Raw genomic sequence first — 25,284 nt, 5'->3', positions numbered from 1 at the left:
ACGTGTGCTGATCACCGAGGCCAATTCTTTGCAGTCCTGGATCATCGAGGAAAGCACGTTCTTCCGTCGAAGGTCCGATTCCGCCGATCCCACGCAGACGTACGCTATGGTGCGAATAGTGCCATTCGGGGGATTGATCCTCCTCACCAATTGTATTCAAACAGCAACAATGAAGTTCGTGAGTGCCAGAGTGCTAGTAGTCAAGACAAGCACTTACGACCGTCGATTCTACGCCGCGGAGAGGCGCTTTTATCTTGCCTATCAACCCGTCCTCTGCTCGGCGATCTCCAATCCTTGGACCGAACTGCACTCTGGCACTACGCGGAAGCAGCGCCGGTGGCGAAATTAGCGCACCATCTGCATCAGATTTGGAACGATCCGAAATTGGTTCAGACCCTGCCTTCTCGGTGGTCTATCGGCAGGAGCCAGACTGGTCGATAAGCATGGGCCAAGCTGCTCGTCTACAAATCCGGTGCAGGAGCTGGAAGCTTAACGAGCGTCAGTTCAGCATCACACATCCGTCCAGCGTGCAGCTGAGCTTTTGTTCGTGTCCGATGACCGAGAGCGAGAGAGAAGCCCACGGCGCGCGCAATGTGGCTCTTAGGGGGAGCTGCAGCGTGCAACATCGAGCAATTCCGCCGTACCGTTCCGGCTTCAGAAATGTCAGTTTCGTGGCACGCCCGCGTGGATTTCAGTTGGTGAAGCTCGGCTTGATCGGCTTTCACGAAGCGGCGGCAGAAGAGTCGTGATCCGGCAACACTGCGGAAACTCCGCGCCTGCACTCAAAGGGAGCAGGGGAATACGCGATCCCGGTTAGGCGAAGAGCTGTCCCGTTTCTGCCGCCGAGGTCGTCGTGTTTGAAGCGGCCGCCTCTTCGCGGCCTCGCGCGGCGGCCGGACAGAAGGAGCGTCCGATCGTGATAGAGCCCATGACACCCCACCCGTTCGATGAAACGGAGGCACTGGCCTGGCTGCGCTCCCAACCCATGGGCCACCTGACGATCAGTGCCGCTGAGCTTGGACGGCGATGGGGTTGGAACAGGATGCGAACCGGTCGTCGTCTGAAAGCTTGGGAACGCGCTGGCCTGATCCGCCGTAACGCTGAATCAATCATTGTGACGGGCAGCGTGACGTCGACCATTGAAGAGGGCTCGGTCTCCGTTACAGAGGTCGCCGCCGTCACAGGGAAATCCCGAGCTGAAGCGTCTGGTCGTGATACGACACCAGTCAACCTCGCATCTTTCATTGTGGCTTTGGCGATGGCGAGCGTTTCGGCGGCCTTCTCCATTGATGGCCTGACAGCAATCTTCGCCGGCGCCTTTTGGCCTGTCATCATGATGGGCGCGGTATTGGAGGCCGGTAAGCTCGTCGCAGCCGCCTGGTTGACCGAGCACTGGAATTCGGCCCCGTTACTCCTGCGGTACGTCCTCGTCCTGATGATCGGAGCCCTGATGGGCCTGAACGCTATAGGCGTATTCGGCTTCCTGACCCGAGCCCATCTTGACCATATGGCCTCCGTAGATCTCGCCCTTGCCGACAGAACCGCAGACGTCGAGGCTCGCCTCGGAATACAGAGCCAGAAGGTTGCGGACATCGACCGGCGTACTGCCCAGATCGACGCTGCCATCGACGAGTCCACACGCCTTGGCCGTCCGGTCGGCGCGATGACAATCGCTGACCAAAAGCGCCACGAACGAGCCAACATTGCCGCTGAACGCAGTCGCGAGTCGGAGTTGCTCGCGAACTTACAGATCGAAAGGGCCAGGATCCAAGCGCTGCGACGGCGCGCCGAGGCTGAAGTGGGACCGATCCGATACCTCGCCGAGTTGATGGGGATACCCTCTACCGACATTGAGCGAGCAGTCCGGCTGCTCACGTTGGCGCTCGTCGCCGTCCTTGATCCGATGGCGGTCACGCTCCTTCTCGCCGCCGGCCTTCACAGGCGTGCGCGTTCGTCATGACCATCGCCGTTTTATCTAGAGCAAGTTCGCCTGCTGGCTTCAATCATGCTCGTTCGTGCAAACCTTTGAGCATGCTGCAGGCGTCAGCCATCCGGACCGGAGCCTCGGGCGGCAGAGATCGAGGCCGTGTGATCCGTGACTTTCAATAGGCGATCGAGATGCGCTTTTTGGCGAGCTCGACAGTGAGAGCCTGTCTGAGCGCCGTGATGTCGTCCACCGGCCTGGCTCGCAGGCGACGGACTTCTTCCGCCGTGAACGGCTTGCCGCGATCGCGCGTGGGCGTGCCCCAGACGCGAAGGACGTAGTTCAGGAGATCCGCGGTCTCGCCATCAGGAAGGGCAGCATTCACAACGCCGGGTACGTTCGCAAGATAGAGGCGGCCCTGTTCACTGCCGGCGAAATGTCCGACGATGCCGGGAAAGGGCGGGATGCGTCCGACGGACGACCCTTCGCCATCGAGACCGTGGCAACCGGAGCAGTGCAGTCGATAGAGATATTCAGTGCTCTCTGCTGCCCGTACGCGTTCGATGGCGCCGATCGTGGTTGCTGCGATCAGGACAAGGGTCAGACATCTCATGGCATCAGACCGGAACGGATCTGCTTGATTTCGTCATTGCCGACCGGATGGTTGCGGGTGCGAGCGACGTCGGCGGATTTGAGCTGGACCTTGGCACGATTCAAGCGGAACACGTAATTGACCACGGCGGCGGTCGCTTCGTCGTTCAAACCCGGTTGGGACGGCATCGCGCTGGTGATGGTCTCACCCCCTTCGAGCGGAAGCGTACCGGAAAGCCCGTTGATTACGACCATTGCGGGATAGTCAGGCCGCTTGGTCGCCGCGTTGGAGAGCACAGGCGAGACCAATGGCGGGGCCAGCCCGGGCGAGCCGACGCCGCCGACTTGATGGCAGGCCTGACAGGTCTGGGCGTAGATCTTGGCGCCGTCGGCAGCGAGCGCGACGCCGGGCCATGTCAATGCGGCGCAAGCGGCGAAGATTGCGGATTTCATTTCTTGTCAGCCACGCCGACCAGCACCGAGACCGTGCAGTGATACATGCTCTGGGTGTTGGCCATGCACCAGTTGATGTCGTTGTGAACGCCCATGCGGTAGCCTGGGCGCTCGCCGACATTGCCGTTGCAGAGGCAGCGACCGCATGTGGTCTTGCCGCAGCAATCATTGTAGGAGACGAGATAGTCCTTGCCATCTGTCGGATTGTGGCAGGTGCCGACCCAGGTGACCTTCGACGGCTCGGCGCCGGGCGGGCAGGACGAGACGCTGCCGCCGCAGCACGAACACAGGAAGCCATCGAGCGCGCAATAGCGCCAGTAGTCGCAATTGGCTTCGTTCGAATTCGGCTTCGATGCGCCTTCTGCATGAGCCTGCCCCGATCGGTCGAAGGGGAGCACCGGCAGCAAGGCACCGCCCACTAGCAGTTTGCCAATTCCGCTCAGCGCCGACCGTCGGCCGATGCTCTGCGCCGAGCGCCGGAAGGCTCGTTCCGCGGCCCGGTCGAAGGCCGCCATCAGCCTGTCGATGATGATGTCCGACATCAGCTTCTCCGCATGGGGCCGTGGCTAGTGGGCGGGGTGGGGCGCATCGAGATAGGACTGGATCGAAGCGACGCCGAGATCGCGGGCATTGAACAGGCTCTCGAGCTGCTCGCGGTTGTTGATCAATCCCTTGGCGCGCACCAGCCCGTTGCCGTCGATCAGTGCGGCGTAGGGCAGCCGGCTGACGCGGAACGCCATGCCGAGCTCGCGGGAGAGCACGAAGGGAAACCTTTCCAGCCGCCGCTGCGCGACGAAGGTTCGGTGCGCGGCCACGTCGCCGTCGCCGGCGAGGACCAGGTCCAGCCACGAGCTTTCGGCTGCCGCGACGGAGGAGAGGATCGGCAGCAGTTTCTTGCAGACCGGGCAGGTCGGCGACAGGAAGAATACCAGCTGCGAACGGGGACCAGCGGCACCGACCGCGACGGCGCGACCGTCGAGCGCAGTGAGGTCGAAGCGCTGCACCTTTTCGCCAACCGCGGGGCCGGAGTCGGTCATGAGGGCCCCCATCGGAGAGATCCGTTCGTACAGAATGCCGACCTGGCGCGCCAGCGCGAACACCGCGATGGCCAGTCCGAGCACCAGGATACAGAGCAGGATGAATGCGACGACGAGACCGTCCATGGTCACCTCAGTTGAACGAGCCGGAGTCGAGCCGGCGAATGACCGCCCATGTTCCGATGGTTTTTTCGGCCGTTGCGAGTAGCAGCAGCAGTACGAACACGGCCATTGGCCCGATCAGCATGTCGGACCAGCCCATTGGACGTGGCGACGTCTGCAGCATGATGGCGGCACTGACCGCGACCAGCACCGCATTTCTGGCAACGAGCGTCCAGCTGACGAACTGGCCCTCGCCGCCGCAGCCGCATTCGATCTCGCTGCGACCTGCAATCAGGACTGCAGCCATGGCGAAGGCGTAGAGGCAGAGCAGCAGGGAGGCGAGGATGGCTCCGATCTGGCTTGCGGCAGGATACATCAGGCACCCAATCGCCGCGATTTCCGCCGCCAGCAGCAACGGCGCGGCGAGGGGAGCCAACGCCTCAGGCAGCAGACGATAGTCGCGCAGGTTCGCCACGAAGAGAGCGTAGCCTTGAACCTTCTCCAGCACCGCGCGTGCCAGCACGACGATGATGAAGCCGCTTGCCACCAGATGCAGAAGGGGATCGAGCTGCCAATTCATCGGGGAGCCTCGACCAAAGCGGCGGTCTCGCCGAGCTTGATGTCCGCGGAGCGCGAGACCTTTCCAGTCGCGTCGATCGTGAGGCGCTCGATCTTCTGGTCGACCGGATTGATCGCGAACAGCACTGTCGGATCAACGGCCGACAATGTCAGCGATGTCAGGTTGGGAGCGGGCGAGCGCGCCAGAAGACGCTTGTTGCCGATGTCATAGGACCAGATCTCCGCGCTCGGATTCTTGTGTGCTCCGTCCTTGTCGTCCGAATGCATCAAGATGTAAGCAATCCGCGCTTTGGCGTCGACCGCAAAAGGCTGATAGCCGCCCGGCGCCCAGCCGGTCGCATCGGGCGGAATGACATCGAGCGTCTCGATGGCTGTAGCGCGCTCGCCCTCCAGCGAGACACGCAGCAGCTTGCCCTTGAAGCTCAGGAAAATGTAGCTGTCCTGGTCGTGCTCGGCGTGGATGAAAAGGGGATCGGCGCTGGCATCGAACAGCTTGCTGCTTGCCTTCCGGTCCGCATTGCGCAGATTTGCCGTGATCGTGTAGGTGCCCACCGTTCCGTCACCGCACAGGGTCGAAAAGCGCAGCGGCGTGGACAGTGCTGGATAAATTCCGAAACATCCCGGAGCCGGAGCCTCGAGCTGACGCTTGCTGTCGGGATCGACGATGCTGACGGAGGTGGCCGGGGTGGCGTTCTGAATGAACAGCAATTTGCCGTCGCTGGAGCGTTGGAACAGGCTGCGGTAGCCGAGCGCCTGGGCACGTCGCGTGAGGATCGGAATTTCGTCGATCACCTTCAGCGTCTGGTCGTCGAACACCTGGATGACGTCGGTTCGTTTGCCGCGGGTGAGCCGCTCGTAGAAGGTCGTCGCCACATAGACGCGGTGCTTGTCGGGCGCTGCGACCATCATGCCGGCGAAGCCGGCCTCCAGCATGCCCTTGAGGCTGAGGTCGGCGGCATCGAGCACGTAGACGCGACCATCGACCATGTGGGGAAGCGCGGGGTCGGCCACGTAGACGCGGTTCATGGTCGCCGGAATCGTGCTGCTCGACGTTGCCTCCGGCTTGAACTCGGCCGCGGCGCCCGGGCGAAGCATCAGCGCGAGTGCGAGCAGGGGTATGAACGAAGACGACCTCATCTCAATCTCTCCGCCGCCAGCCCTGTACGCCCAGCCCATCGCCTTTGCAGCGGCCAAGGCCGCGACCTGCTCCGGGAGCAAAGCATACGACGCGACGCTGCGGTTCGGTAATGATGCAGATGCATCACGATCAGCGCCAGAGCTTTTCTTCGCCGACGAATTCGCTGCCGGGCAGGGGGCCCGGACGCAGGAAGGCCGTCAGCACGTTGCGCATGACGGTCGCGACGTTGTTGTCGCCCCCGCTGACCGGCAGCGCCTGGCTCCAGGCGATGGAGCCGATCGATAGGCAGGCGCCGTGGGCTGCTGTCGTGAAATAGGTCATGTCGGCCCGGACCAGGGGATCCTGGGTGCCGCCGCGGCCGGGGAACGCATAGGTGATCTCCTCGGACACCAGCGGGTAATTGTCGGAATGCCCGTGCGACGAGGCGACCAGCAGTGTGTGCGGTGGCGTGCCCAGCGCCAGATCATAGCGGTCGATTTCGATTCCCGCCGCCCCGCCGAGCCCCAGCCCGAAATTGCCGATCTCTTCCCGGTCGCCGATGCCTTCGAACATCCAGGCTATCAGGCGGTGAAAGGAATCCGGCATGCGCTCGAACGGCTGGCTTTCGTCCATGCCCTCGGAGGTGAAGCCGACACCGACCAGCTTTTGCGGAGCCCGGCCGCGGGAGCGCCACAGCCCCGACCGCTCGCCGGTGCTGACGAGATAGGCTTCTCCAGGATCGGCCTGCCAAGCCCGCGAGCCGTTGTCGAGCTTGCGCACTTCCATGCAATGCGGCTCGTCCTCGCGCAAGCCCGACACCCAGTAGTAGCCGTTGCCGCCGGCATAGATCAGCCGGCCGCCCGCGCGCAGATAATCCTCGGTGCCGTCCATCATCCGCTCGGAATAATATTCGGGATGGGTGCAGTTGATGACGGCGCGATAGGGGCGCAGCGCGGCGGCCCCTTCTGCATGCAGATCGTGGTCGGTGAGGATCTCGAAATCGTAGCCGGCCTGTTGCAGCCACCACAAGAGCGACAGATCGGCCGGCAGGCCCCAGGTGACACCGGTTGCTGCGTTGCGATGCCGCGGCCGCATGTTGATGATCGGTCGTCGCCAGGACGAATAGCAGCACCCCGAACCGTCGGAATGGTGATCGTAGGTCGACAATCCGAATTCCTGGAGCTTGTAGAAGTCGATATCGGCCTCGCTGAAGATCGGCGTGTGGGCGGTGATCGCCTGGGCGATCGGCGCATCGAAGCCGAGGCGCTCGTTGGCATAGGCGAGATAGGTGAATGTCGACATCAGGACCGCCAGCGGCGCGCGCGGCGTCGCCGCCCGGACGAAGAACGGAATATGGTCTTCACTTTCGCCGGCCCGCAGTCGCAGCGCGTAGACGCCACTCTTGAGATCATTCGGAATCCGCAGCGTCACGGTCGGCGACCAGCGGCAGTCGGTCAGCGCATCATCGCGGAAAGCGATGCCACCGTATTGTCTGGGGTCGAGGCGAAAGCTGTCCTCTCGTCCAGCCCAGTTCCACCCCGTCATGCCGCGCACCGGCCGGTTGACGCCGAGCGCATCAAGACCATGTGGTCCAACATCGGTGATGACATCGCCGATGCCCCTGTCGGTGTACCCGGCGCTGGTGTCCCAATGAGCGATGATCGCGTCGGCGGGCGGCAGCTCGCCTTGCGCCAGGGCGGCGATCGCCTCCGGTGGCAAGGCCTTGTTGAGGATCCCGGGGCGGTCAATCTTGCCAGAATAGAGCATCCCAACGAAGCGGCCGCGGCGATCGTTCTCCTCGCTCGCGCCCGCCCATAGAAACGGGACCGACTCGTCAGGCGCCTGGGGCATCACGCGGAAGGTCTCGGCGACGCGGGAATCGTAGTCGATCGGCACCACGAGGCCGAGCAGGGAGTTGTAGCGGTTGACGGCGCCGATCTGGTAGAGCCGGGCCTCCCGAGTGGCGGCATTGAACGTCGCCGCCACGAAGTACCAGGCACGGGGACGCAGCGGCACCTCTGCGGCCACATGGTCGATCACTTCGCCATTGCCGACCCAGAACTCGAGCCGGCCCTCGGTGTTGATGCCGATGCCGTACCCCTTGCCGGACATGATGTCCCACTTCGACAGGATGGCCTGGCGGCTGCCGCCCGGCCGAGTCGGAAACACGAAGCCATAGACGGTGAAATCACCAGCAGGAACGAGGCGCCGAGAGACGTCCTCGACGACGGCGTGGGCGCCGATCTGGGTGAACTGGCGCTGTACGTTCAGGGTGGCCGGAATATCGCAATCGACCTCCTCTTCGAGGAAGCCGGGGCCGTCCGGGTGTTCGTCGCCGTGAACGAGACGAACCAGGCGGGCGTCAACGGTGTCGGTCCCTTCGGCCGAGATCATGAAGGACAGGGTCTCGCCCTGCTTGACTGTCCAGGGGTCGCAATAGCCGTAGAGCTTCTTCTCTGCCATGGCGTCGGTCTCAGCTCGCAAGCAGGTCGTTGATGCGGAGCAGGAACACCGCGTGATAGGCCTCGTCGAGGGTCGGATAGAGCTTGTCGTCGACGAGGCGGGGCGGATGGCCGGCGCGCCCGGACAAGGCCATCACGCGATAGCTGCAGGAACGCAGCGGGCCGACCCTGAGGATGGCGTATTTGTCCGGCATCTCCTCGCGGCGGAAATAGTTCAGCAGACGATCGAGCGCGTCGGAGTGCTGGCCGAGCGGTTTGGCGCGGTGTTCCGCGATCAGGTCCGGCGTGATCGACGACTTCAGCGCATCGCGCAGGCGCTTGTCGAACAGGCGCCGGTAGATCAACTGCTTGTCGGCAATCTCGGTGGCTTCCTCGGGCATGACCTCGCCCCCTTTCTCCGTCCGCGCGGCGCGCCGCTCGCTCTTCTTGCGATTCCTGAAGGCCTGGAATTGGGCCTTGATGCCGGTCAGTCCCTCGCGCGCCGTCAGCGCGACGATGATCATGACGGCGGTGACGATGATAATGCGCAGGGGCCCGAGGCCGATCAGGCCCTTGTCGATCAGCACCACGATCGCGGTGCCGAGCACGGCGCCCTCGGAGCGGCCGAGGCCGCCGATCACGATCATCGCGAACAGCAGCAGGAGCTGATCGAGCGAGAACACCGCCAGCGAGATCGAGCGGTAAAACATCGCATAGAAGGCACCGATGGCGCCAAGCGCGCTCGAGGCGAGCACGAAGACGAGCCAGCGCGCGCGGCGGTAGTCGATACCGACGGCCTCGGCGAAGGCTTCGTCCTCGCGCGCGGTCTGCAGCAGCAGGCCAAGCCGCTCGGTGTTGACAAGGCGAAACACCAGGAGCGCACAGAGCAGAAGGACGAACGCGCCGGCGAAGCCCAGGAGTAATCCGGGTCGCTGCAGATGCCAGGCAGAGGGAATGAAGGAGTCGACCCCGTTGATGCTGCTGTTCGACGGTGCAAGGGCTTTGATCTGCGAAATCGAGACCCGGCAGATCTCGGCGATCCCGAGCGTCAGCAGCGCGTAATAGAGGCCGTCGAGCCGCGTCGAGGGTAGGGCGAGCAGCAGCCCGAAGATCAAGCCCACGGCAGCTCCGATCGGCATCATCAACGGCCAGGGCAGGCCGAGATAGACGTTGGCCGCGGCGGCGGCATAGGCGCTCAGGCCGACGACCGCCATGGTCGCGAGCGAGAAGATGCCGGCCGCCCCCACGATCAACGTCCAGATCACGTTGATGGCGGCGAAGATGCAGAAGATCGCAGCGATGTTGACGAACTGATCGGATAGGAAAGGAACGGCGATCAGCAGGCCGCCGAGCCCCAACGTCCACCACAGCGGCCGTTTGTCGACGAGCCGCCGCTCGCGGCGCAGCGATCTCGGATTGTAGCGTCCGCGCCAAGCCAGCCAGTGCCGCCGGCTGAACGGCGGCCGCCAGCGATGCCATAGCTGGTCGCCATCCGGCTTCAGCGTGACCTCGTCCGGCCTGCGGCCGACCTTGACGTACGAGGCTGCAGGTTTGTCCGTCTTCATCATTCCCGCGTCTCGTCCAGCAGGCCGCCGAGACCCCGGGGGCGAATGAGAAGAACCAGAACGATGAAGGCGAACTGCACCACCAGAACGTAGCGCTGGCCGAGAAAGGGAATGATCCCGGTGATGGCCTCGAGAAAGCCGACCAGGATCGCGCCGAGCACGGCGCCGGGGACCGAGCCGAGACCGCCGAGGAGGGCAATGGTCAGCCCCTTGATCAGCGGCGTCGTGCCGGCACTCGGGTTCACGAAGATGCTCTGCGACAGCAGCACGGCGGCAAGGCCCGCGAGCGATCCGGTCAACATCATGACCGGAAGCGCCGTCCAGCGGGTGGATATGCCGCACAAGGCCGCGCCCTCGGAGTTCTGCATCACGGCACGAATTTCCAGGCCCCTGCGGCTGATCCGCAGCCACAACAGCACCAGGGCGAGGAGCACGATCGTCGTCACGATGGTGATGGCCTGATCCAGGCGCATCGACGTGCCGAGCAGGTTGAAGCGGCCGACGCCGAAGATGCGCGGCAGCGCCTTCTGCTGCGGCCCGAACGCGAACAACAAGGCCTGAACGGCCGCAAGATTGATGGCCAGCGTGACGATGAGGCTGCGAACCGCGAAGTTCGGCTTGTCGTGAATCGGCAGGAAGGCCACGAGATAGACGAAGATGCCGAACAGCGCGCCTGCGATCATCCCCGCCATCACGGTGAGGACCGCAAGCAGAACCATTCCGTCAACGCCCGTGCTCCAGCTTCGAATGGCCGGTGCGATCGCGTCGGCCGCGAAATAGGCGGCGTAGCCGGCCACTGCGAAGGTCGCGCCATAGGCCATGTTGACCATGCCGATGCTCGACCAGACCAGCGAGATGCCGATCGCCATCAGCGCATAGATTGCGGCGAGATAGAGCGCATAAATGACGAGGGTGGCGTCCATCACGCGAGCCCCACATGTCCGACCTCGCCGCGCAGGCGGCCGGCGTGCATTCCCATCATGCGGCTCACGGCGCCGGAGAGCAGCGCGACGTTCTGCTCGGTGATGACCATGGCCTTGCCCTCGAGCGGGATGTTCACGAGCGCCTCGATCACCCGCTTGGAGACCTTCGGTGCAAGGCCGAGGGTCGGCTCGTCGATCAGGTAGAGCTTGGCGTCGGACATCAGCGCACGTCCGATCGAGACCATCCGGCGTTCGCCGCCGGAGAGCTTGCCGACCAGGGCACCTTGCAACTCATCCAATTGTGGAAACAACTGATAGACGCGTTGCCGGCGGCGGGCGCGATCTCGCCAGGCCGTCTTGGCGTGAGCCCCGCAATCCAGATGCTCCCGCACCGTCAGCCCCGGAAAGATCGCATCGCCCTGCGGCGTCATCGCAATGCCGAGCCTGACGATCCCTGGCGTAAAGCGGCCCTCACCGAGCGAGCGGGTGCCACCGATCTCCTTGCCGTCGAACAGGATCGATCCGCGCTGCCAGCCGACGAGTTGCATGATGGCGCGGAACAGCGTGGTCTTGCCATGGCCATTCAGGCCGACGATCGCGAGCCGCTCGCCCGGCGCAATCGCGAAATCGATGTCGTGAAGCACGCGCAGCGGCCCGTAGCCGGCGGACAGGCCGCGAACGGTGAGGAGCGCACTGCTCATGCGGCGCCTCCGAAATACGCCGCCTGGACCCGATCGTCGCGAAAGACGTCTTCGGGCGCGCCCTCCGCGATCATGGCGCCAAGATCCAGCACGTAGACCCGGTCGGCGATGGCTCCGAGCAATTCGAGCCGATGCTCGATGAGGATGATGGCGAGATGATATTCGTCGGCGAACTTGCGCAGCAGCAGATCGAGCTCGGCGATCTCGGTGTTGATCAGCCCGGAGGCCGGCTCGTCCATCAACAACACACGTGGCCGGCGCATCATGAGGCAGGCCAGCAGGAGCTTGCGCCGATCGAACGTATCGAGCGAGCCGGCCGGCCGGTCCCAGCTGGCTTCCAGCCGCACGAGGCGCGCGGCCCATTCGGCGTCATGCGCCGACATCATCGGCGCATAGGCCTTGCGAGCGGCGCGCAAGGTCTGGCCGATGGTCAGTGCATTGGGAACGACGGGGCTCTGATAGGTGCGGGCGACGCCGAGCCGGGCCCGGCGAAAGATGTCGAGGCGATCGAGCCGCAGCTCGTCGAGAAAGACCGATCCGTGTTGCGGATGGTAGCGCCCGGACAGGACCTCGAACAGGGATGTCTTGCCCGCGCCGTTCGGGCCGATCAGGCCGAGCACCTCGCCGCGCTTTACGTGGAGGGACACGTCGCTCAAGATCCGCCGGCCTCCCAGCGACAGCATGACGCCCTCGCATCCGAAGCACGCGCCAGCTGGCAGCATGGTCGGTGATCCGCGTGCGTTGCGTTCAGAACCAGGGAGCAGGCTTGATCTTGACCTCCGCCAGTTCGGCCGGCGCGATGATCTTATGCTGACCGTCCTGCACCTGCAGCAGCAGATGGCTGATACCCGCCTTCACATCCTCTGTCTGCCAGGGATGACAGGGCGGCGCCTGTTCAGCGTTGTCGAACGTATAGGTGCCGCAGACGCCCTCGTAACGGAGCTTGCGGATCGCCGAGCCGACCGTGTCGAAATTCGACGGATCGGTCTTCTCCCACACGGTCGCGAGCAATTTGACGGTGTCGTAGCCGCTGCCCGTATAGACGATGCCCATATTGTCGCCGTAGCGCTTGATGTACTTGCTGCGGAAATCCTTGCCCTTGCCGTCGGCATGGGTGCCGATCACGGTCCCCCAGATCATGCCTTCGGCGCTGCCGGCGGCGAGCTTGAGAAACTCCGGCTGGCTCGGGCCGTATTGCAGATAGACCAGCGAGCCCTTCACCGGATCGGCCGCGAACTGCTGGGCGAAGGCTGCGAGCTCCGCCGCGACCCAATGGTCGATGAACATGACGCCCGCATCGGAATCGTGCAGCGCACGTAGGACCGGCGACCAGTCCTGAACCGGGAACTGGATGTCGGTGACGGGACCCAGCACCCATTCGCCGCCGGATTCGGCGATGGCTTTTTGCACCGACTTGGAGATCACCTGGGTGTAGGAGATCTGCTCCTGCACGATATGGATCTTGTTGTTCTTCGGCTTCCATCCAGCGGCCGTGAGCTGTTTCAGATAGCGCACGAAGCCGTAGCCGTACCAGGTCTCGGCGGGATCGATCTGGAAGATATTCTTGTATTTAGCGGGATTTGACTTCACGAGCTCGAGCGAGGCGATCGAGGTGTTGCCGTGCAGATAGGGGGTCCCAGACGCCGCGGCGGCATCCATCGCTGGCTGCGGAATGAGCACGAAGGCGGAGGCGATGGCGTGGACGCGCTTGCCCGTCAGGGTCTGCATCGCCGACACCGTGCCTTCCGGTGTCATGATGTCGATGTCGGTGACTTCCGCGCGCAGCTTGCGCCCGGCGACACCGCCGGCTGCATTGATCTCATCGATCGCCAGCGTGACCCCGTTGAGCCAGTCCTTTTGGTCGCCGACCCCGACGGGGGATGATTGGGCGGTAGGCACCCCGATCAAAATATCATCCGCGGCCGCGGCACGGCCGGCCAGCGATCCGGTCAGAGCGGATGCTGCCATTCCTCCAAGCAGTGTTCTGCGTGCGATCTGCATGTGCGGTGTCCTGTCCTGACCTGCGTTCGATCATCAGCGATCGTCACGGTACGGCGACGGAAGGGACCCCGGTATGATGCAGATGCATTAGGGCAGGGCGAATGGCTCGCGGTTCAGCCGGCGGCCGCGGAATGGATCAGTTTGAGCAGCGCGGCCTTGTTGCGGGCGCCGAGCTTGGTCAGCACCGCCTGGGTATGATTGCGCACCGTTGCCGGCGAGATGCCGAGATGTCGGGCGATTTCCTTATGCGTCAGGCCATCGGCGATATGGGCGACGATCTGCCGCTCGCGCAATGTGAGATTGTCACAAGGGTCCTTGCCGAGCAGGCGGACATAATAGAGGTGCGGGTCCGCCAGCTGAGATGCGAGCTGGATTTCGAAGCGGACTTTCTCGATCGACACGATCTGCCGCGACGAATGCCGCGGCGGCCGGGCCGGCAGACGGTCTCCCTTCCAGCCAGGCCAGACATCGCGCAGGGCGCGAAGCGTTTCCGGTGAAGCGGCCAGCACACGGCCGCTCTCATTGACCAGAAGATGCTTCCCGTCTGGCCCACCCAGCGCCTTGCGCTCGACGGCCAATTCCACATGGTCCAGTGCCGCGCGCAAAAATCTGAGTTCGTCCTCGGCGAGTGGCCGTGCTGAGCGGCCGCTCCGGTAGCAGGACATAAACAGCATCACGGGCAGTCGCTTGTTGTCGACCACGATGGTCGAAAACTTGTCGATGTTGTACCGGTCGGACAGCGCCACCATTCCTGGGGTATGCCGCGTCCCCTGGCGGCTGTAGGTCGGGTATGCGCAACCGGTCTCGATGAAGTCACGGGCAAGCAGATCTTCGTGCTTGATGTCGGACCAGAATTTCACGAAGTCGGGCGGCAGGTTGCGCGAGACCGAGCCGCAGATCTCGATGGCGTCGTAACTGAGGTCGGCCCAGCCCCCCCAATTGGCGTCGCACGCCGTTGTGGCACCGAGGCTGTCGATGCTCCAATGCAGGAGATCGACGGGATCAAGCACCTGACTGCGCTCGTACAGCTCGAGAACGAACGCGCTGAATGTCCTAAGATCGGCTCGAGCTTCCATATCGGGGTCTCAGACCGGACGGGTGATCTCGCGAGGATCATGCAAATGCCATGCAAATTGAACCAGCCTTTTTGCGGGCTGCCAAGGCCTCTGATGCGGGCCGGCGCTAAAAACCGATGCTGCATGAGCTAACACTAGGCAGTGTGATGTCAGAGCAGCTCAAGAGCACACCGGATGAACCGTTACGCCCAGGAAATCGCCAGATCTATCTCGCGCAGCTTTCAAGCTGGACTTATTTGCTTTGGGAAAGACCGGTCATGGCCCAATGACCGTCGGCATCGGGGCTGCCGCTCGGCCTCGTGGCCTTAAGCTGCTCTGCACTTACTGGCGCTACTCTACGGCCGGATGAAGATCGAAGCCGACGTGTCGGCAGTGACGGCAAACATGGCAGGCCCTGCTTCAAAGCCCGCGCGGCCGCCTCGTGTCCACGGCGAAAGGCAGTCATCTTCGAAAGCCCTGAGGCTCTGGGCGCTCGATCAGCGCGCAAAGACTCTCTTCCCGGACGGTTGAGGGCGAATTGGTCCACGGCGCATAACAAATACCGGTTGTCACCAATTAGATCCGCAGCAGGCTGCGCAGCGCCGGTCGCCATTCGCCGGTCATCGTGTATTCTAGGCCAAGCCGCGCGCCGCAGCTGATCGCGAGCATCGTCAGTGGTGCGGACAGCGCCAACGTCGAGAATGCGGAGAGGCCCTGGCCGATGGTGCAGCCCATCGACATGATGCCGCCGGTGCCCATCAGGAGCGCGCCGGTCATGTGGCGCTTCAGCTCGCGGGCGTCGTCGCAGGCTTCCCAGCGGAAGACGCGCGAGAACATGGCCGCCACGAACGATCCCAGAATGACGCCGGCGACCGAGCCGATCGCGAAGTCGGCGTGGCTGCCCGAGAGCGTGGCGATGTAGAGCACGGTGTTGCCGAGCGGAGCGACGAAAGTGAGCGAGGCCACCCGCTCGGGGTCGAAATCATCATGGCCGAGCCAGCCGGTTGCAAACCAGCCGAAGGCGACCGCGCCGCCAACGGCGAGGCCCGACAACAGCAGGCGGGGCGACCTGACCAGCTGGCCATCAGCCAGCGCCCAGGCCGCGAGCGCCACGGCAGCGACCGAGACAATGACAGGCCGCGCGTATGAGCCGATGGCCGCGGATAGCAGCGTGTCCATGCCCTGGTTCATCGTCTCCGGCAGATGCACCGACAGCGGCTCGATCAAACCGACGCGCACGAATCCGGTGAGACCACGCATCGCCGCCAGCGCCGAGACGCCGAGCACGAGAAAGACGACGATCGCGCGCAGATCACCGCCGCCGATGCGCACCAGAGTCCCGAAGCCGCAGGTGCCGACCAGCGCCATGCCGATCCCGAACAGCAAACCGCCGAGAATGGCACCGCCGAGCGGAATCGAGGCGGTCAGATAGATCGAACGGGAGAGATCGACGAGGCCGAAGCTGGCAAGCAGCTGGGTCGCAACCAGTGCCGAGGCCGCTGCCAGGGCGAAGGATTTGAGCCGCCGCGTATCGGCGCCGAAGAATGCGTCCTCGAGCATCGCGAGGGTACAAAAACGACCCGCACGGCCGGCGACTCCGAGCACGGCGCCCGCCAGCAGCCCGCATAGGAACGTCATTGCTGACGGACTGAGCATTCCTCCCGATGTCCTTGTTCGCGTCCGGGCGATTGTGCGCCAGGATTGTTGGCAAAGCCAGAACTCTTCCGCAGTCCGATACCAGCGCTTGCGGCCGCCTGCTTCTGATGCGGCCGACGATCTCGCAGCGCAGAGACGGTCAGCGGCGGCGCTTGCGGACCGGCTCGCAGAAGACGTCATAGATCGCGGTCAGGATCTTGCGCACGTCCTCGCTGGCGAGACTGTAATAGATCGTCTTGCCGTCGCGCCGCGTTGTCACCAGCCGGTCGAGCCTGAGACGGGCGAGCTGCTGCGAGACGGTCGACTGCCGCTCGCCGAGAAACTGCTCGAGCTCGGTGACGGATTTTTCGCCCTCGGAGAGAATGCACAGCAGCAGCAGCCGGGACTCGTGGGACAGCGCCTTCAGCATCTCGCTGGCCTCGCGCGCCTTCTCGATCATCTGCTCGAGCTCGGCGGAGGTTTCGATGTCCTTCAACTTCGGCAGCGGCATGAATTTGGGATCCTCGATTGTCGGTCAGGAGCGGGGCGGCGTCCCGCTTGTAGCATTCATCAGGCGGCCGAGCAGCCCAAAGAAGAATGCCTCGCCCGGATAGCCGCGGATCCGGCCGATCTCGCGGCCGTGGTCGAGCACCACGAAGGTCGGCGTGAAGGCGCCGGGGTCGATGCCGGCGAGATCCGCCGGCAGCGGCCGGGTGAGGTCGACCCGCCGCAGCGGAAGGGCGCGGCCTTCGTCGGTCTTGGCATAGATCGGCGCAATCTCGGCATTGAACCGGGCGCACCAGCCGCAGCCGGGGCGCTCGAACATCACGAGCTCGGAGGCGAGGAGCGGGGCCGACAGGCACAGCAAAGCGACCGCGGCAGATGCCAGCGTTGCGAGCCTGCGAATGGTGATTTGACCCGACATGCCGCCATCCTCTCTGGACTTGCCCGCCAATCTATCATTAAATTCGAATATGTACCAGTGTGTGAATTCCGAAGCCTGCCATGCAGATGGGGCCGCAGCACTGGTCGCGGGGGAGGTGAGATGGATCTCGACGTCACGCTCGGCGCTGCGCTTGCCGCCGGCCTCCTGTCGTTCCTGTCACCCTGCATTCTGCCGCTCGTCCCGCCGTTCCTGTGCTACATGGCCGGCGTCTCGGCGGCCGATACGATCACCGAGAGCGGCATGGTCCAGCGGCGGCGGACGGTGCTGACGGCGCTGTGCTTCGTCGCCGGCTTCTCGCTGGTGTTCATCGGCCTGGGGGCGACAGCCTCCGTCTTCGGGCGCTTCATCGCCGGCCATCTCAGCCAGCTCGGCATCGTCGCCGGGCTCGTCATCATTGCGATGGGGTTGCATTTTCTCGGGGTGCTCAGGATTCCCTTGCTGTACCGCAGCGCGACGATCGACGTCGGCCGCAAGCCGGCCGGCCTGCTCGGCGCGTTCGTCATGGGGCTGGCCTTCGCCTTCGGCTGGACGCCGTGCGCTGGGCCGGTGCTCGCCGCCGTGCTGATGATGGCCGGCGCGGAGGCGACCGTGGGGAAGGGCGCGCTGCTGCTCGCGGCCTATTCGGTCGGCACGGGAATCCCGTTCCTGATCGCGGCCGCCTTCACCGGACAGTTCATGACGATGCTGAAGGGGATCAAGCCGCATCTGCCCTTGGTCGAGAAGACGATGGGCGGATTTCTCGTCCTTACCGGCGCAGCCTTTCTCGCCGGCGTCATCCCGCGGATGTCGGAATGGATCTTCGAGCGCTTTCCATCGCTCGCCACCATCGGCTGATCAGCCATAGCGGAAGTCGAGCAGGTTGACGAAGGACTGCAGCTCGATCTCGTAGCGATGCACGAGACCGGCATCGCCCTCGCGCGCGGCGCGCCCGATCTCCTGGGCACTCAAGCTGGCGCCGTCGATCAGGCGGCGGAATTCGGCCTGGCTTGCAACGTCCGGCGTGGCGAGGCCGTTGCAGCGCTGCAACTGCGCGCGCAGGGCGGCGCCGGCCTCGACGACCTCGCCAGGTCCTGCCTTGGTCGTGGAGAACCGTGCCGCGGCGTCGCGCAAGATATTCATGACGGGAACGAGCTCGAACACGCAGTCGCTGAGCTCGATGACGCCCGCATCGCGCCTCAGGGCGTGGATCGACTGGCGCAGCGCGGCGATGTCCGCCGCGGCGCGGGCGCCATCACCTGAGGCCAGCGCCGCGTCAGCCTTGCTCAGGCGATCGCTTCCGCCCGTGATCAGCTCCGAAAGCGACGGGTTGGAATCGGGGGCCGCCGCGCGCGCGGTCAGTCCGCCGAGCTTTGCCCAGGCCCGACGGGCATCGTCGAGCTCGATCTGCGCAAGGCCGATGTTGCCGGTCCGCGCATAGCTCGCAGCCGCGCGCAGGCTGGCCATCGCCGCCGGCATCATCGCCGCGATGTCCGCTTTCTCGGCGGCCTGCAGATCGACGCTTGGGGCGAGACACGACAGCGCGAGGGACAGGATGATGGCGCGGCGCAGCATCGAATGTCCTTTTCACATTCTATTATTCGAATATGGTGTATCGAACTTCGAGAGATTTGGCAAAGCGCGGGCAGGCTCATGACTTCGAACCCGATGATGTCGCGGCGCGAACTGGTTGCCATGGTACCTGCCGCTGCTGTCCTCGGTGCCATGCCGACGCTGGCGCGCGCCGATGCCGTGCTCGGCGACGACGGGCTCTATCATCAGTCGTGGTTCCTCAACAGCTTCCTCGATCTCCGCGAAGATCTCGACAGCGCTGCATCGGAAGGCAAGCGGCTCGCGATCATGTGGGAGCTGCGCGGCTGTCCGTATTGCCGCGAGACGCATCTGGTGAATTTCGCTGATCCCCTCATCACCGACTACATCCGCGCGAATTTCGAGGTGCTGCAGCTCAATCTGCTCGGCTCACGCAAGGTCACCGACTTCGACGGCAAGGAGCTCACCGAGAAGGAACTGGCCGAGCGCTACGCCATCAGGTTCACGCCGACTTTCCAGTTCTTTCCGCCGTCTGCGGACGGCGTCGCCGCCAAGGAGCCGCTCGCGCGCGAGGTGGCTCGCGCGCCGGGCTATCTCAAGCCGCCGCATTTCCTGGCGATGTTCCGTTTCGTGCGCGACAAGGCCTATGAGCGCGGCACGTTTCGCGACTATCTCGCCGCCTCCAGAGGTTGAGTGCACTGCGACATCGATTTCCGTTGACTTCAATCACATTATCAAATCATAATTCGTGAATATGACGGGCCGTAAGTCCGTTGCATCAGCAGGCGAGGGGAAGCCTCGTCGGTCAGGGTGGAAGCATGCGCCGTTTGATTCCGGCCGCCTTGTTCTGCGCGTTGCTCTCGGCAACCGCGCGAGGTGACGAGCCGATCAGGCTCGATGTCGTCGACTACGCCATTCCGAAATCATTGACGGGAACGCCCGGCAATGCCGGTGCCGGCAAGAAAGTGTTTTTGACTCGAACGCTGGGCAATTGCCTCGCCTGCCATCAGGTGTCTTCTCTGAAGTCCGAGGAGTTTCACGGCGAGTTCGGTCCATCGCTCGACGGCGTCGCGACCCGCTACAACACGGCGCAGCTGCGCCTCATCGTTGCCGATCCCAAGCGGATCTTCACCGATACGGTGATGCCCGCCTTCCACAAGAACGACGGCCTCAATCGCGTGCGTCCCGAGTTTGTCGGCAAGCCGGTTCTCACCGCCGCGCAGGTCGAGGACGTCGTGGCCTATCTCGAAACATTGAAATAACCGCCTCTGGAGGATGATGCATGGGCGCAATCAACAGACGACAGGCATTCCTTCTCGGCGGCGGCTTCGTCGCCTTGACGGTGCTGCCGATGGCCGCCAACGCCGAGCCGAGCAATGACGCGGCCGAGATGATCAAGAAGTTCACCGGCGGCAAGGAAGCCACGAAGGGCAAGATCGCGCTCGATCTGCCTGAGATCGCCGAGAACGGCAACACCGTGCCGCTCGCGCTCTCAATCGAGAGCCCGATGACGGCTGACAACTACGTCAAGGAAGTGCTGTTCGTGGCCGACGGCAATCCGAACGCTGGCGTCGCGACGCTGATGTTCACGCCGATGTCCGGCAAGGCCGAGGCCTCGATCCGGATCCGCCTGGCGCAGACCCAGAACGTGATCGCGGTCGCCAAGATGAGCGACGGCTCGCTGTTCACCGAGCGCAAGACCGTCAAGGTCACCATCGGCGGCTGCGGCGGCTGAGACAGGGGAGAGAAGACATGGCAGACAAGCCGCGGATCAAGCTTCCGAAGGAAGCCAAGAAGGGCGAGATCATCCAGATCAAAACGCTGGTCTCGCATCTGATGGAATCGGGCCAGCGCAAGGATGCGCAGGGCAAGCCGATCCCACGTAAGATCATCAACAAGTTCGCGTGCGAGTTCAACGGCAAGCCGGTGTTCTCCTGCGTGCTGGAGCCGGCGATCTCCGCCAATCCGTATATTCAGTTCGACGCCCGGATCGACGAGGAAGGCACCTTCAAGTTCGCCTGGACGGATGATGACGGCTCGGTGGTGACGGCCGAGGAAAAGATCGCGTTGAAAGCCTGACCGGCCGCGTGCGATCGCTACGGGGAGTGACGAATGTCCATTCGCTACGGTTCTCTCGCTGTCCTGGCCACGGCCGCGCTGACACTCTCGGCCATTGCGGTGTTCGGCCAGGAGGCGGAACGGAAGGGCATTCCGGCGCCTCCCGGCCACGTCTTCAAGACCATCATCTCGGGCTATCAGTTCCGTACCAAGGAAACGCGCGCTCTCCAGGATGATGACCTGGAGAACCCGGGCTTCCTCGCGGTGGAGCGGGCTGCGGACATGTGGAAGGCGGTCGACGGCAGCGAAGGCAAATCGTGCATGAGTTGCCACGGCGAGGCCGAGACAGCCATGAAGGGCGTCGGCGCCGCGATGCCGAAATGGAGCGAGAAGCTCAACAAGCCGGTCAATCTCGAGCAGCAGATCAACATCTGTCGCAGCGAACACATGAAGGCGCAGCCTTGGGGCTTCAAGTCCAAGGAGCTGACGGACATGACGACCTTCGTCCGCTTCCAGTCGCGCGGCATGCCGGTGGCGGTGAAGACCGATGGTCCGATGTCGCCCTGGTTCGAGAAGGGCAAGGAGATCTACTACACGCGGGTCGGACAGCTCGATCTCGCCTGCGCTTCCTGCCATGAGAAGAACAACGGCAAGTTCATGCGCGCCGACTTCCTCAGCCAGGGCCAGACCAACGGCTTTCCGACCTACCGGCTGCGCGATCAGCGCCTGATCCCGCTGCACGAGCGCTTCGAGGGCTGCATGTTCGACGTGCGCGGCGTGCCCTACAAGCCGCTGTCGGACGAGTTCCTCGCGCTCGAGCTCTACGTCGCCTGGCGCGGCATCGGCCTGCCCGTCGAGACACCGTCGGTCCGCAACTAGCGGACACAAGGAAGACACATCATGATATCGCGTCGCGAATTCGTTCAGGTCGCATTGGCGGCGGCTGCCTTGACGGGCGGCACGTCCCGGGCCTTTGCGCAGCAGAAGCTGACCGAGAAGGAGCTGCTGGCGTTCGAGCCGGTCGGCAACGTCACGCTGGTGCATGTCACCGACATTCACGGCCAGCTGATGCCGCTGTATTTCCGCGAGCCATCGACCAATCTCGGTGTCGGCGACGCCAAGGGCCAGCCGCCGCATGTCACCGGCAAGGAGTTCCTCACCCGCTTCGGCATCGCGCCGGGCTCGTCGTCGGCCTATGCGCTGACCTCGGAGGATTTCGAGGCGCTCGCCAAGACCTATGGGCGGATCGGCGGGCTCGACCGCGCGGCCACCGTCATCAAGGCCATCCGCGCCGAGCGCGGCGACAAGGTTGTGCTGCTCGACGGCGGTGACACCTGGCAGGGATCGTGGTCGTCGCTGAAGACCCGCGGCCAGGACATGATCGACTGCATGGCGCTCTTGAGGCCCGATGCGATGACCGGGCATTGGGAGTTCACCTACGGCACCGAGCGCGTCAAGCAGGCGGTGGACGCACTCGGCTTTCCGTTCCTCGGCCTCAACATCCGCGACACCGAGTGGAACGAGCCGGCGTTCGAGGCCTCGACGATGATCGAGCGTGGCGGCGTCAAGATCGCGGTGCTCGGCCAGGCCTTCCCGTATACGCCAGTCGCGAATCCGCGCTGGATGATTCCGAACTGGTCGTTCGGCGTTCGCGAGGAGGACGTGCAGACGCAGGTCGACAAGGCTCGCAAGGATGGCGCCGGCCTCGTGGTGCTGCTGTCGCACAACGGGTTCGACGTCGACCGTAAGCTGGCGAGCCGCGTCAAGGGCCTCGACGTCATCCTCACCGGTCACACCCATGATGCGTTGCCTGAAGCGGTCAAGGTCGGCAAGACCTTGCTGATCGCGTCGGGCTCCTCGGGTAAGTTCGTATCACGGCTCGATCTCGACGTCAGAGATGGCGAGGTCAAGGGCTATCGGTACAAGCTGATCCCGCTGTTTTCCGACGTGATCACGCCTGATCCAGCGATGGCGGCCAAGATTGCCGAGGTGCGCAAGCCGTTTGCTGCCGATCTCGGCCGCTCACTGGGACGGACCGAAACGCTGCTGTACCGCCGCGGCAATTTCAACGGCACGTTCGACGACCTCATCTGCCAGGCGCTGCTGCAGGAGCGTGATGCGGAGATCGCGCTGTCGCCGGGCTTCCGCTGGGGCACCAGCGTGATGCCGGGCCAGGACATCACCTTCGAAGACGTCACCAACGCCACCGCGATCACCTATCCCGCGGTCTACCGCATGGGCATGACCGGCACGCGCCTCAAGGAGATCATCGAGGACGTCGCCGACAATCTGTTCAACGTTGATCCGTACTACCAGCAGGGCGGCGACATGGTCCGCATCGGCGGCATGTCCTACGCCATCGACGTCAACAAGCCGCAGGGACAGCGCATCTCCGACATGCGCCTGATCAAGACCGGCGCGGCGATCGACCCGGCGCGCGAGTATCAGGTCGCGGGCTGGGCGAGCGTCAATGAAGGCACGCAGGGCCCGCCGATCTGGGAGGTCGTGTCGAGCTATCTGCAGCGCCAGAAAACCGTGCGTCTCGAGCCCAACCGGGCCGTCAAAGTCTCCGGAGTGTGACGACGATGTCCAAGGACAAATCACTTTCCTCAGTATCTCGCGCGTCGCGCCGTGGCTTCCTGACCGCAGCAGGCGGCTTCGCTGCCACCGCGCTGGCGTCGCAGGCGCGTGCGGGCGCCGGCAATCCCGCCAACCAGCCGCCGAACGTGCCGGAATGGACCCGTACGCTCGGGGAGGGCGTCGCCGTGCGTCCCTACGGCAAGCCGTCGAAATTCGAGAAGGACGTCATCCGCCGCGACGTCGAATGGCTGACAGCCTCGCGCGAATCCTCGGTCAGCTTCACGCCGTTGCATGAGCTGGAAGGCATCATCACGCCGAACGGGCTGTGCTTCGAGCGCCATCACGGTGGCGTCGCCGAGGTCGATCCGGCCGACCACCGGCTGATGATCCATGGCCTGGTGGAGCGGCCGCTGCTGCTGTCGCTCGACGAGCTCAAGCGCTACCCGCGCGTCAACCGCATCCACTTCATGGAATGCGCGGCGAATTCCGGCATGGAGTGGCGCGGCGCTCAGCTCAACGGCTGCCAGTTCACCCATGGCATGATCCACTGCGTGCAGTACACGGGCGTCTTGCTGCGCACGCTTCTGGAAGAGACCGGCGTCAAGCCCAGCGGCAAATGGCTGCTGGTCGAGGGCGCCGATTCTGCGTCGATGGATCGCAGCCTGCCGATCGAGAAGGCGCTCGACGACTGCATCATCGCCTACAAGATGAACGGCGAGGCGCTGTATCCCGAGCAGGGCTATCCGATGCGCCTCGTCGTGCCGGGATGGCAGGGCAATCTCTGGGTCAAGTGGCTGCGCCGCATCGAGGTCGGCGATCAGCCCTGGCACACCCGCGAGGAGACATCGAAGTACACGGACCTGCTGCCGAACGGCAAGGCGCGCCGTTTCACCTGGTCGATGGACGCAAAGTCCGTGATCACGAGCCCGAGCCCGCAGGCGCCGATCAAGCACGGCAAGGGCTTTACGATCGTCTCGGGCCTGGCGTGGTCCGGCATCGGCAAGGTCAAGCGCGTGGATGTGTCGCTCGACGGCGGCCGCAACTGGTGGCCGGCGCGGATCGATGGCCCTGTGCTCGATAAGGCGCTGACGCGCTTCTACTACGAGTTCGACTGGAACGGCGAGCCGCTGCTGCTGCAGTCGCGCGTGCAGGACGAGACGGGCTACGTCCAGCCGTCCAAGGCCGAGCTGCGCAAGGTGCGCGGCTACAACTCCATCTATCACAACAATGGCATACAGACCTGGCATGTGCAGGCAAACGGTGAGGTCGAGAATGTCGAGGTCGCCTAAGCTGATCATTGCAGTCGCGTTCGCCACCCTTGCGTGCTCGGTCGCGCTCGCCGGTAGCTCGGGGGAGAAGATCGCGGCCAAGACTGAGGCAAAGACTGAGGCAAAGTCCGAGCCGAAGTCCGAGGCGAAGACGGAAGCCAATGCGCCGCAGCGCTTCAACATCGGCCGCGCGCCGACGGTCGAGGAGATCCGCGGCTGGGATATCGACGTGCGGCCGGACGGGCAGGGCCTGCCGGTCGGCAAGGGCACCGTCGCCCAGGGCGAGAAGCTGTTCATGGACAATTGCGCCAGTTGTCATGGCGAGTTCGGCGAGGGTGCCGGCCGCTGGCCGGTGCTCGCCGGCGGCAAGGGCTCGCTCACCTCGGACAACCCGGTCAAGACGGTCGGCTCGTACTGGCCCTACGCCTCGACCCTGTTCGACTACGTCCGCCATGCGATGCCGTTCGGCAGTCCGCAGTCGCTGAAGGTCGACGAGTACTACGCGCTGGTCGCCTATGTGCTCTATCTGAACGATGTCATCACCGATCAGAACTTCGAGCTCACCGAAAAGAACCTCGCCACGATCAAGATGCCGAACGAGGCCGGCTTCATCATGGACGACCGGGCAACCAGTGAGAAGGCCTTCTGGCAGAAGGACCCGTGCATGAAGAACTGCATCGCGCCGGTCAAGATCACCGGACGTGCGACTGCCGTCGACGTCACGCCCGAGGACAAGGACGGCAAGCCGCGGGGCGTCGAATGACGATGGCCGGATGCAGCC

Annotated in this window: 27 protein-coding genes; 10 read left to right on the top strand and 17 right to left on the bottom strand. The window is 64.1% G+C overall.

Translation table 11 applies throughout. The annotated features are described in order from the left end of the window. The first annotated feature begins 853 nt into the window (after nucleotides 1-853). Complete coding sequence (locus tag ACQR1Y_RS01335; protein WP_434878185.1) at nucleotides 854-1,960, top strand: hypothetical protein; 1,107 nt, start codon at nucleotides 854-856, stop codon at nucleotides 1,958-1,960. 142 nt (nucleotides 1,961-2,102) lie between these two features. On the opposite strand, the gene ACQR1Y_RS01330 is transcribed toward ACQR1Y_RS01335, so the two are convergent. From ACQR1Y_RS01330 to ACQR1Y_RS01255, 16 genes are all read right to left on the bottom strand, one after another. Continuing rightward, complete coding sequence (locus ACQR1Y_RS01330; RefSeq protein ID WP_434878186.1) at nucleotides 2,103-2,537, bottom strand: c-type cytochrome; 435 nt, start codon at nucleotides 2,535-2,537, stop codon at nucleotides 2,103-2,105. Then, nucleotides 2,534-2,968: a c-type cytochrome gene (locus ACQR1Y_RS01325; RefSeq protein ID WP_434878187.1), complete on the bottom strand. Its 435-nt coding sequence runs from the start codon at nucleotides 2,966-2,968 to the stop codon at nucleotides 2,534-2,536. Before ACQR1Y_RS01325 ends, ACQR1Y_RS01330 begins: the two co-directional genes overlap by 4 nt. Next, nucleotides 2,965-3,510: a methylamine dehydrogenase light chain gene (locus ACQR1Y_RS01320; protein WP_434878188.1), complete on the bottom strand. Its 546-nt coding sequence runs from the start codon at nucleotides 3,508-3,510 to the stop codon at nucleotides 2,965-2,967. Before ACQR1Y_RS01320 ends, ACQR1Y_RS01325 begins: the two co-directional genes overlap by 4 nt. Nucleotides 3,511-3,534: 24 nt before the next feature. After that, nucleotides 3,535-4,131 (bottom strand): methylamine dehydrogenase accessory protein MauD, encoded by a 597-nt coding sequence (gene mauD, locus ACQR1Y_RS01315; RefSeq protein ID WP_434878189.1) that lies wholly within the window; start codon nucleotides 4,129-4,131, stop codon nucleotides 3,535-3,537. Between the two features lie 7 nt (nucleotides 4,132-4,138). Then, nucleotides 4,139-4,687: a MauE/DoxX family redox-associated membrane protein gene (locus tag ACQR1Y_RS01310; protein ID WP_434878190.1), complete on the bottom strand. Its 549-nt coding sequence runs from the start codon at nucleotides 4,685-4,687 to the stop codon at nucleotides 4,139-4,141. Further along, complete coding sequence (locus ACQR1Y_RS01305) at nucleotides 4,684-5,823, bottom strand: amine dehydrogenase large subunit (protein WP_434878191.1); 1,140 nt, start codon at nucleotides 5,821-5,823, stop codon at nucleotides 4,684-4,686. The genes ACQR1Y_RS01310 and ACQR1Y_RS01305 overlap by 4 nt, the downstream gene beginning before the upstream one ends. 130 nt (nucleotides 5,824-5,953) lie before the next feature. Next, the gene (locus ACQR1Y_RS01300; RefSeq protein WP_434878192.1) at nucleotides 5,954-8,266 is read right to left on the bottom strand and encodes a N,N-dimethylformamidase beta subunit family domain-containing protein; all 2,313 of its coding nucleotides are present in this window, start codon (nucleotides 8,264-8,266) and stop codon (nucleotides 5,954-5,956) included. A gap of 10 nt (nucleotides 8,267-8,276) precedes the next feature. Beyond that, on the bottom strand, nucleotides 8,277-9,812 hold the full coding sequence (locus ACQR1Y_RS01295) for a branched-chain amino acid ABC transporter permease (protein WP_434878193.1): 1,536 nt from the start codon (nucleotides 9,810-9,812) through the stop codon (nucleotides 8,277-8,279). After that, the gene (locus tag ACQR1Y_RS01290; RefSeq protein WP_434878194.1) at nucleotides 9,809-10,732 is read right to left on the bottom strand and encodes a branched-chain amino acid ABC transporter permease; all 924 of its coding nucleotides are present in this window, start codon (nucleotides 10,730-10,732) and stop codon (nucleotides 9,809-9,811) included. The genes ACQR1Y_RS01295 and ACQR1Y_RS01290 overlap by 4 nt, the downstream gene beginning before the upstream one ends. Further along, nucleotides 10,732-11,433, bottom strand: a complete 702-nt coding sequence (locus tag ACQR1Y_RS01285; RefSeq protein ID WP_434878195.1) for an ABC transporter ATP-binding protein — start codon at nucleotides 11,431-11,433, stop codon at nucleotides 10,732-10,734. Before ACQR1Y_RS01285 ends, ACQR1Y_RS01290 begins: the two co-directional genes overlap by 1 nt. Next, entirely contained in the window at nucleotides 11,430-12,080 is a 651-nt protein-coding gene (locus ACQR1Y_RS01280; RefSeq protein ID WP_315726134.1) for an ABC transporter ATP-binding protein, read from the bottom strand. Before ACQR1Y_RS01280 ends, ACQR1Y_RS01285 begins: the two co-directional genes overlap by 4 nt. Nucleotides 12,081-12,180: 100 nt before the next feature. Continuing rightward, the gene (locus ACQR1Y_RS01275) at nucleotides 12,181-13,401 is read right to left on the bottom strand and encodes an ABC transporter substrate-binding protein (protein WP_434878196.1); all 1,221 of its coding nucleotides are present in this window, start codon (nucleotides 13,399-13,401) and stop codon (nucleotides 12,181-12,183) included. 146 nt (nucleotides 13,402-13,547) lie between these two features. Then, nucleotides 13,548-14,510 (bottom strand): response regulator transcription factor, encoded by a 963-nt coding sequence (locus ACQR1Y_RS01270; RefSeq protein ID WP_434878197.1) that lies wholly within the window; start codon nucleotides 14,508-14,510, stop codon nucleotides 13,548-13,550. Between the two features lie 555 nt (nucleotides 14,511-15,065). Beyond that, nucleotides 15,066-16,145, bottom strand: a complete 1,080-nt coding sequence (locus ACQR1Y_RS01265) for a YeeE/YedE family protein (protein WP_434878198.1) — start codon at nucleotides 16,143-16,145, stop codon at nucleotides 15,066-15,068. Nucleotides 16,146-16,284: 139 nt separating this feature from the next. Next, nucleotides 16,285-16,635: an ArsR/SmtB family transcription factor gene (locus ACQR1Y_RS01260; RefSeq protein WP_008960790.1), complete on the bottom strand. Its 351-nt coding sequence runs from the start codon at nucleotides 16,633-16,635 to the stop codon at nucleotides 16,285-16,287. 24 nt (nucleotides 16,636-16,659) lie between these two features. Further along, nucleotides 16,660-17,049 carry a thioredoxin gene (locus ACQR1Y_RS01255; RefSeq protein WP_434878199.1) on the bottom strand — a complete coding sequence of 130 codons (390 nt, stop codon included), beginning with the start codon at nucleotides 17,047-17,049 and terminating at the stop codon, nucleotides 16,660-16,662. Nucleotides 17,050-17,169: 120 nt separating this feature from the next. On the opposite strand from ACQR1Y_RS01255, the gene ACQR1Y_RS01250 reads away from it, so the two are divergent. Then, nucleotides 17,170-17,904: a cytochrome c biogenesis CcdA family protein gene (locus ACQR1Y_RS01250; RefSeq protein ID WP_434878200.1), complete on the top strand. Its 735-nt coding sequence runs from the start codon at nucleotides 17,170-17,172 to the stop codon at nucleotides 17,902-17,904. On the opposite strand, the gene ACQR1Y_RS01245 is transcribed toward ACQR1Y_RS01250, so the two are convergent. Then, nucleotides 17,905-18,621, bottom strand: coding sequence for a hypothetical protein (locus ACQR1Y_RS01245; RefSeq protein WP_434878201.1), 717 nt, complete (start codon nucleotides 18,619-18,621; stop codon nucleotides 17,905-17,907). 120 nt (nucleotides 18,622-18,741) lie between these two features. On the opposite strand from ACQR1Y_RS01245, the gene ACQR1Y_RS01240 reads away from it, so the two are divergent. The 8 genes from ACQR1Y_RS01240 to ACQR1Y_RS01205 all read left to right on the top strand — a co-directional run bounded on the left by ACQR1Y_RS01240 (nucleotide 18,742) and on the right by ACQR1Y_RS01205 (nucleotide 25,266). Then, the gene (locus tag ACQR1Y_RS01240) at nucleotides 18,742-19,290 is read left to right on the top strand and encodes a SoxW family protein (protein ID WP_434878244.1); all 549 of its coding nucleotides are present in this window, start codon (nucleotides 18,742-18,744) and stop codon (nucleotides 19,288-19,290) included. A gap of 125 nt (nucleotides 19,291-19,415) precedes the next feature. Beyond that, nucleotides 19,416-19,859, top strand: a complete 444-nt coding sequence (gene soxX, locus ACQR1Y_RS01235; RefSeq protein WP_434878202.1) for a sulfur oxidation c-type cytochrome SoxX — start codon at nucleotides 19,416-19,418, stop codon at nucleotides 19,857-19,859. A 20-nt stretch (nucleotides 19,860-19,879) separates the two neighbouring features. Next, nucleotides 19,880-20,332, top strand: coding sequence for a thiosulfate oxidation carrier protein SoxY (soxY, locus tag ACQR1Y_RS01230; RefSeq protein WP_434878203.1), 453 nt, complete (start codon nucleotides 19,880-19,882; stop codon nucleotides 20,330-20,332). Between the two features lie 17 nt (nucleotides 20,333-20,349). Beyond that, nucleotides 20,350-20,676: a thiosulfate oxidation carrier complex protein SoxZ gene (gene soxZ / locus ACQR1Y_RS01225; RefSeq protein ID WP_434878204.1), complete on the top strand. Its 327-nt coding sequence runs from the start codon at nucleotides 20,350-20,352 to the stop codon at nucleotides 20,674-20,676. Nucleotides 20,677-20,709: 33 nt separating this feature from the next. Next, on the top strand, nucleotides 20,710-21,534 hold the full coding sequence (soxA, locus tag ACQR1Y_RS01220; RefSeq protein ID WP_434878205.1) for a sulfur oxidation c-type cytochrome SoxA: 825 nt from the start codon (nucleotides 20,710-20,712) through the stop codon (nucleotides 21,532-21,534). Nucleotides 21,535-21,555: 21 nt separating this feature from the next. Then, nucleotides 21,556-23,235, top strand: a complete 1,680-nt coding sequence (gene soxB / locus ACQR1Y_RS01215) for a thiosulfohydrolase SoxB (protein WP_434878206.1) — start codon at nucleotides 21,556-21,558, stop codon at nucleotides 23,233-23,235. Nucleotides 23,236-23,240: 5 nt separating this feature from the next. Next, entirely contained in the window at nucleotides 23,241-24,524 is a 1,284-nt protein-coding gene (gene soxC / locus ACQR1Y_RS01210) for a sulfite dehydrogenase (protein WP_434878207.1), read from the top strand. Continuing rightward, nucleotides 24,463-25,266 carry a c-type cytochrome gene (locus ACQR1Y_RS01205; RefSeq protein WP_434878208.1) on the top strand — a complete coding sequence of 268 codons (804 nt, stop codon included), beginning with the start codon at nucleotides 24,463-24,465 and terminating at the stop codon, nucleotides 25,264-25,266. The genes soxC and ACQR1Y_RS01205 overlap by 62 nt, the downstream gene beginning before the upstream one ends. The last annotated feature ends 18 nt before the right edge of the window (nucleotides 25,267-25,284 follow it).

Origin of the sequence: Bradyrhizobium sp. HKCCYLRH3099 (assembly GCF_051167855.1) — a bacterium.
Lineage (GTDB): Bacteria > Pseudomonadota > Alphaproteobacteria > Rhizobiales > Xanthobacteraceae > Bradyrhizobium.
The sequence above is the reverse complement of the archived record's forward strand: the minus strand, read 5'-3'. Positions and strand labels throughout refer to the sequence as shown.

What these genes read in the sequence shown, in the direction of transcription:
- ACQR1Y_RS01330 (WP_434878186.1), bottom strand. Translation starts at nt 2,537, where the DNA reads ATGAGATGTCTGACCCTTGTCCTGATCGCAGCAACCACGATCGGCGCC.
- ACQR1Y_RS01325 (WP_434878187.1), bottom strand. Translation starts at nt 2,968, where the DNA reads ATGAAATCCGCAATCTTCGCCGCTTGCGCCGCATTGACATGGCCCGGC.
- ACQR1Y_RS01320 (WP_434878188.1), bottom strand. Translation starts at nt 3,510, where the DNA reads ATGTCGGACATCATCATCGACAGGCTGATGGCGGCCTTCGACCGGGCC.
- mauD (WP_434878189.1), bottom strand. Translation starts at nt 4,131, where the DNA reads ATGGACGGTCTCGTCGTCGCATTCATCCTGCTCTGTATCCTGGTGCTC.
- ACQR1Y_RS01310 (WP_434878190.1), bottom strand. Translation starts at nt 4,687, where the DNA reads ATGAATTGGCAGCTCGATCCCCTTCTGCATCTGGTGGCAAGCGGCTTC.
- ACQR1Y_RS01305 (WP_434878191.1), bottom strand. Translation starts at nt 5,823, where the DNA reads ATGAGGTCGTCTTCGTTCATACCCCTGCTCGCACTCGCGCTGATGCTT.
- ACQR1Y_RS01300 (WP_434878192.1), bottom strand. Translation starts at nt 8,266, where the DNA reads ATGGCAGAGAAGAAGCTCTACGGCTATTGCGACCCCTGGACAGTCAAG.
- ACQR1Y_RS01295 (WP_434878193.1), bottom strand. Translation starts at nt 9,812, where the DNA reads ATGATGAAGACGGACAAACCTGCAGCCTCGTACGTCAAGGTCGGCCGC.
- ACQR1Y_RS01290 (WP_434878194.1), bottom strand. Translation starts at nt 10,732, where the DNA reads ATGGACGCCACCCTCGTCATTTATGCGCTCTATCTCGCCGCAATCTAT.
- ACQR1Y_RS01285 (WP_434878195.1), bottom strand. Translation starts at nt 11,433, where the DNA reads ATGAGCAGTGCGCTCCTCACCGTTCGCGGCCTGTCCGCCGGCTACGGG.
- ACQR1Y_RS01275 (WP_434878196.1), bottom strand. Translation starts at nt 13,401, where the DNA reads ATGGCAGCATCCGCTCTGACCGGATCGCTGGCCGGCCGTGCCGCGGCC.
- ACQR1Y_RS01270 (WP_434878197.1), bottom strand. Translation starts at nt 14,510, where the DNA reads ATGGAAGCTCGAGCCGATCTTAGGACATTCAGCGCGTTCGTTCTCGAG.
- ACQR1Y_RS01265 (WP_434878198.1), bottom strand. Translation starts at nt 16,145, where the DNA reads ATGCTCAGTCCGTCAGCAATGACGTTCCTATGCGGGCTGCTGGCGGGC.
- ACQR1Y_RS01260 (WP_008960790.1), bottom strand. Translation starts at nt 16,635, where the DNA reads ATGCCGCTGCCGAAGTTGAAGGACATCGAAACCTCCGCCGAGCTCGAG.
- ACQR1Y_RS01255 (WP_434878199.1), bottom strand. Translation starts at nt 17,049, where the DNA reads ATGTCGGGTCAAATCACCATTCGCAGGCTCGCAACGCTGGCATCTGCC.
- ACQR1Y_RS01250 (WP_434878200.1), top strand. Translation starts at nt 17,170, where the DNA reads ATGGATCTCGACGTCACGCTCGGCGCTGCGCTTGCCGCCGGCCTCCTG.
- ACQR1Y_RS01245 (WP_434878201.1), bottom strand. Translation starts at nt 18,621, where the DNA reads ATGCTGCGCCGCGCCATCATCCTGTCCCTCGCGCTGTCGTGTCTCGCC.
- ACQR1Y_RS01240 (WP_434878244.1), top strand. Translation starts at nt 18,742, where the DNA reads ATGGTACCTGCCGCTGCTGTCCTCGGTGCCATGCCGACGCTGGCGCGC.
- soxX (WP_434878202.1), top strand. Translation starts at nt 19,416, where the DNA reads ATGCGCCGTTTGATTCCGGCCGCCTTGTTCTGCGCGTTGCTCTCGGCA.
- soxY (WP_434878203.1), top strand. Translation starts at nt 19,880, where the DNA reads ATGGGCGCAATCAACAGACGACAGGCATTCCTTCTCGGCGGCGGCTTC.
- soxZ (WP_434878204.1), top strand. Translation starts at nt 20,350, where the DNA reads ATGGCAGACAAGCCGCGGATCAAGCTTCCGAAGGAAGCCAAGAAGGGC.
- soxA (WP_434878205.1), top strand. Translation starts at nt 20,710, where the DNA reads ATGTCCATTCGCTACGGTTCTCTCGCTGTCCTGGCCACGGCCGCGCTG.
- soxB (WP_434878206.1), top strand. Translation starts at nt 21,556, where the DNA reads ATGATATCGCGTCGCGAATTCGTTCAGGTCGCATTGGCGGCGGCTGCC.
- soxC (WP_434878207.1), top strand. Translation starts at nt 23,241, where the DNA reads ATGTCCAAGGACAAATCACTTTCCTCAGTATCTCGCGCGTCGCGCCGT.
- ACQR1Y_RS01205 (WP_434878208.1), top strand. Translation starts at nt 24,463, where the DNA reads ATGGCATACAGACCTGGCATGTGCAGGCAAACGGTGAGGTCGAGAATG.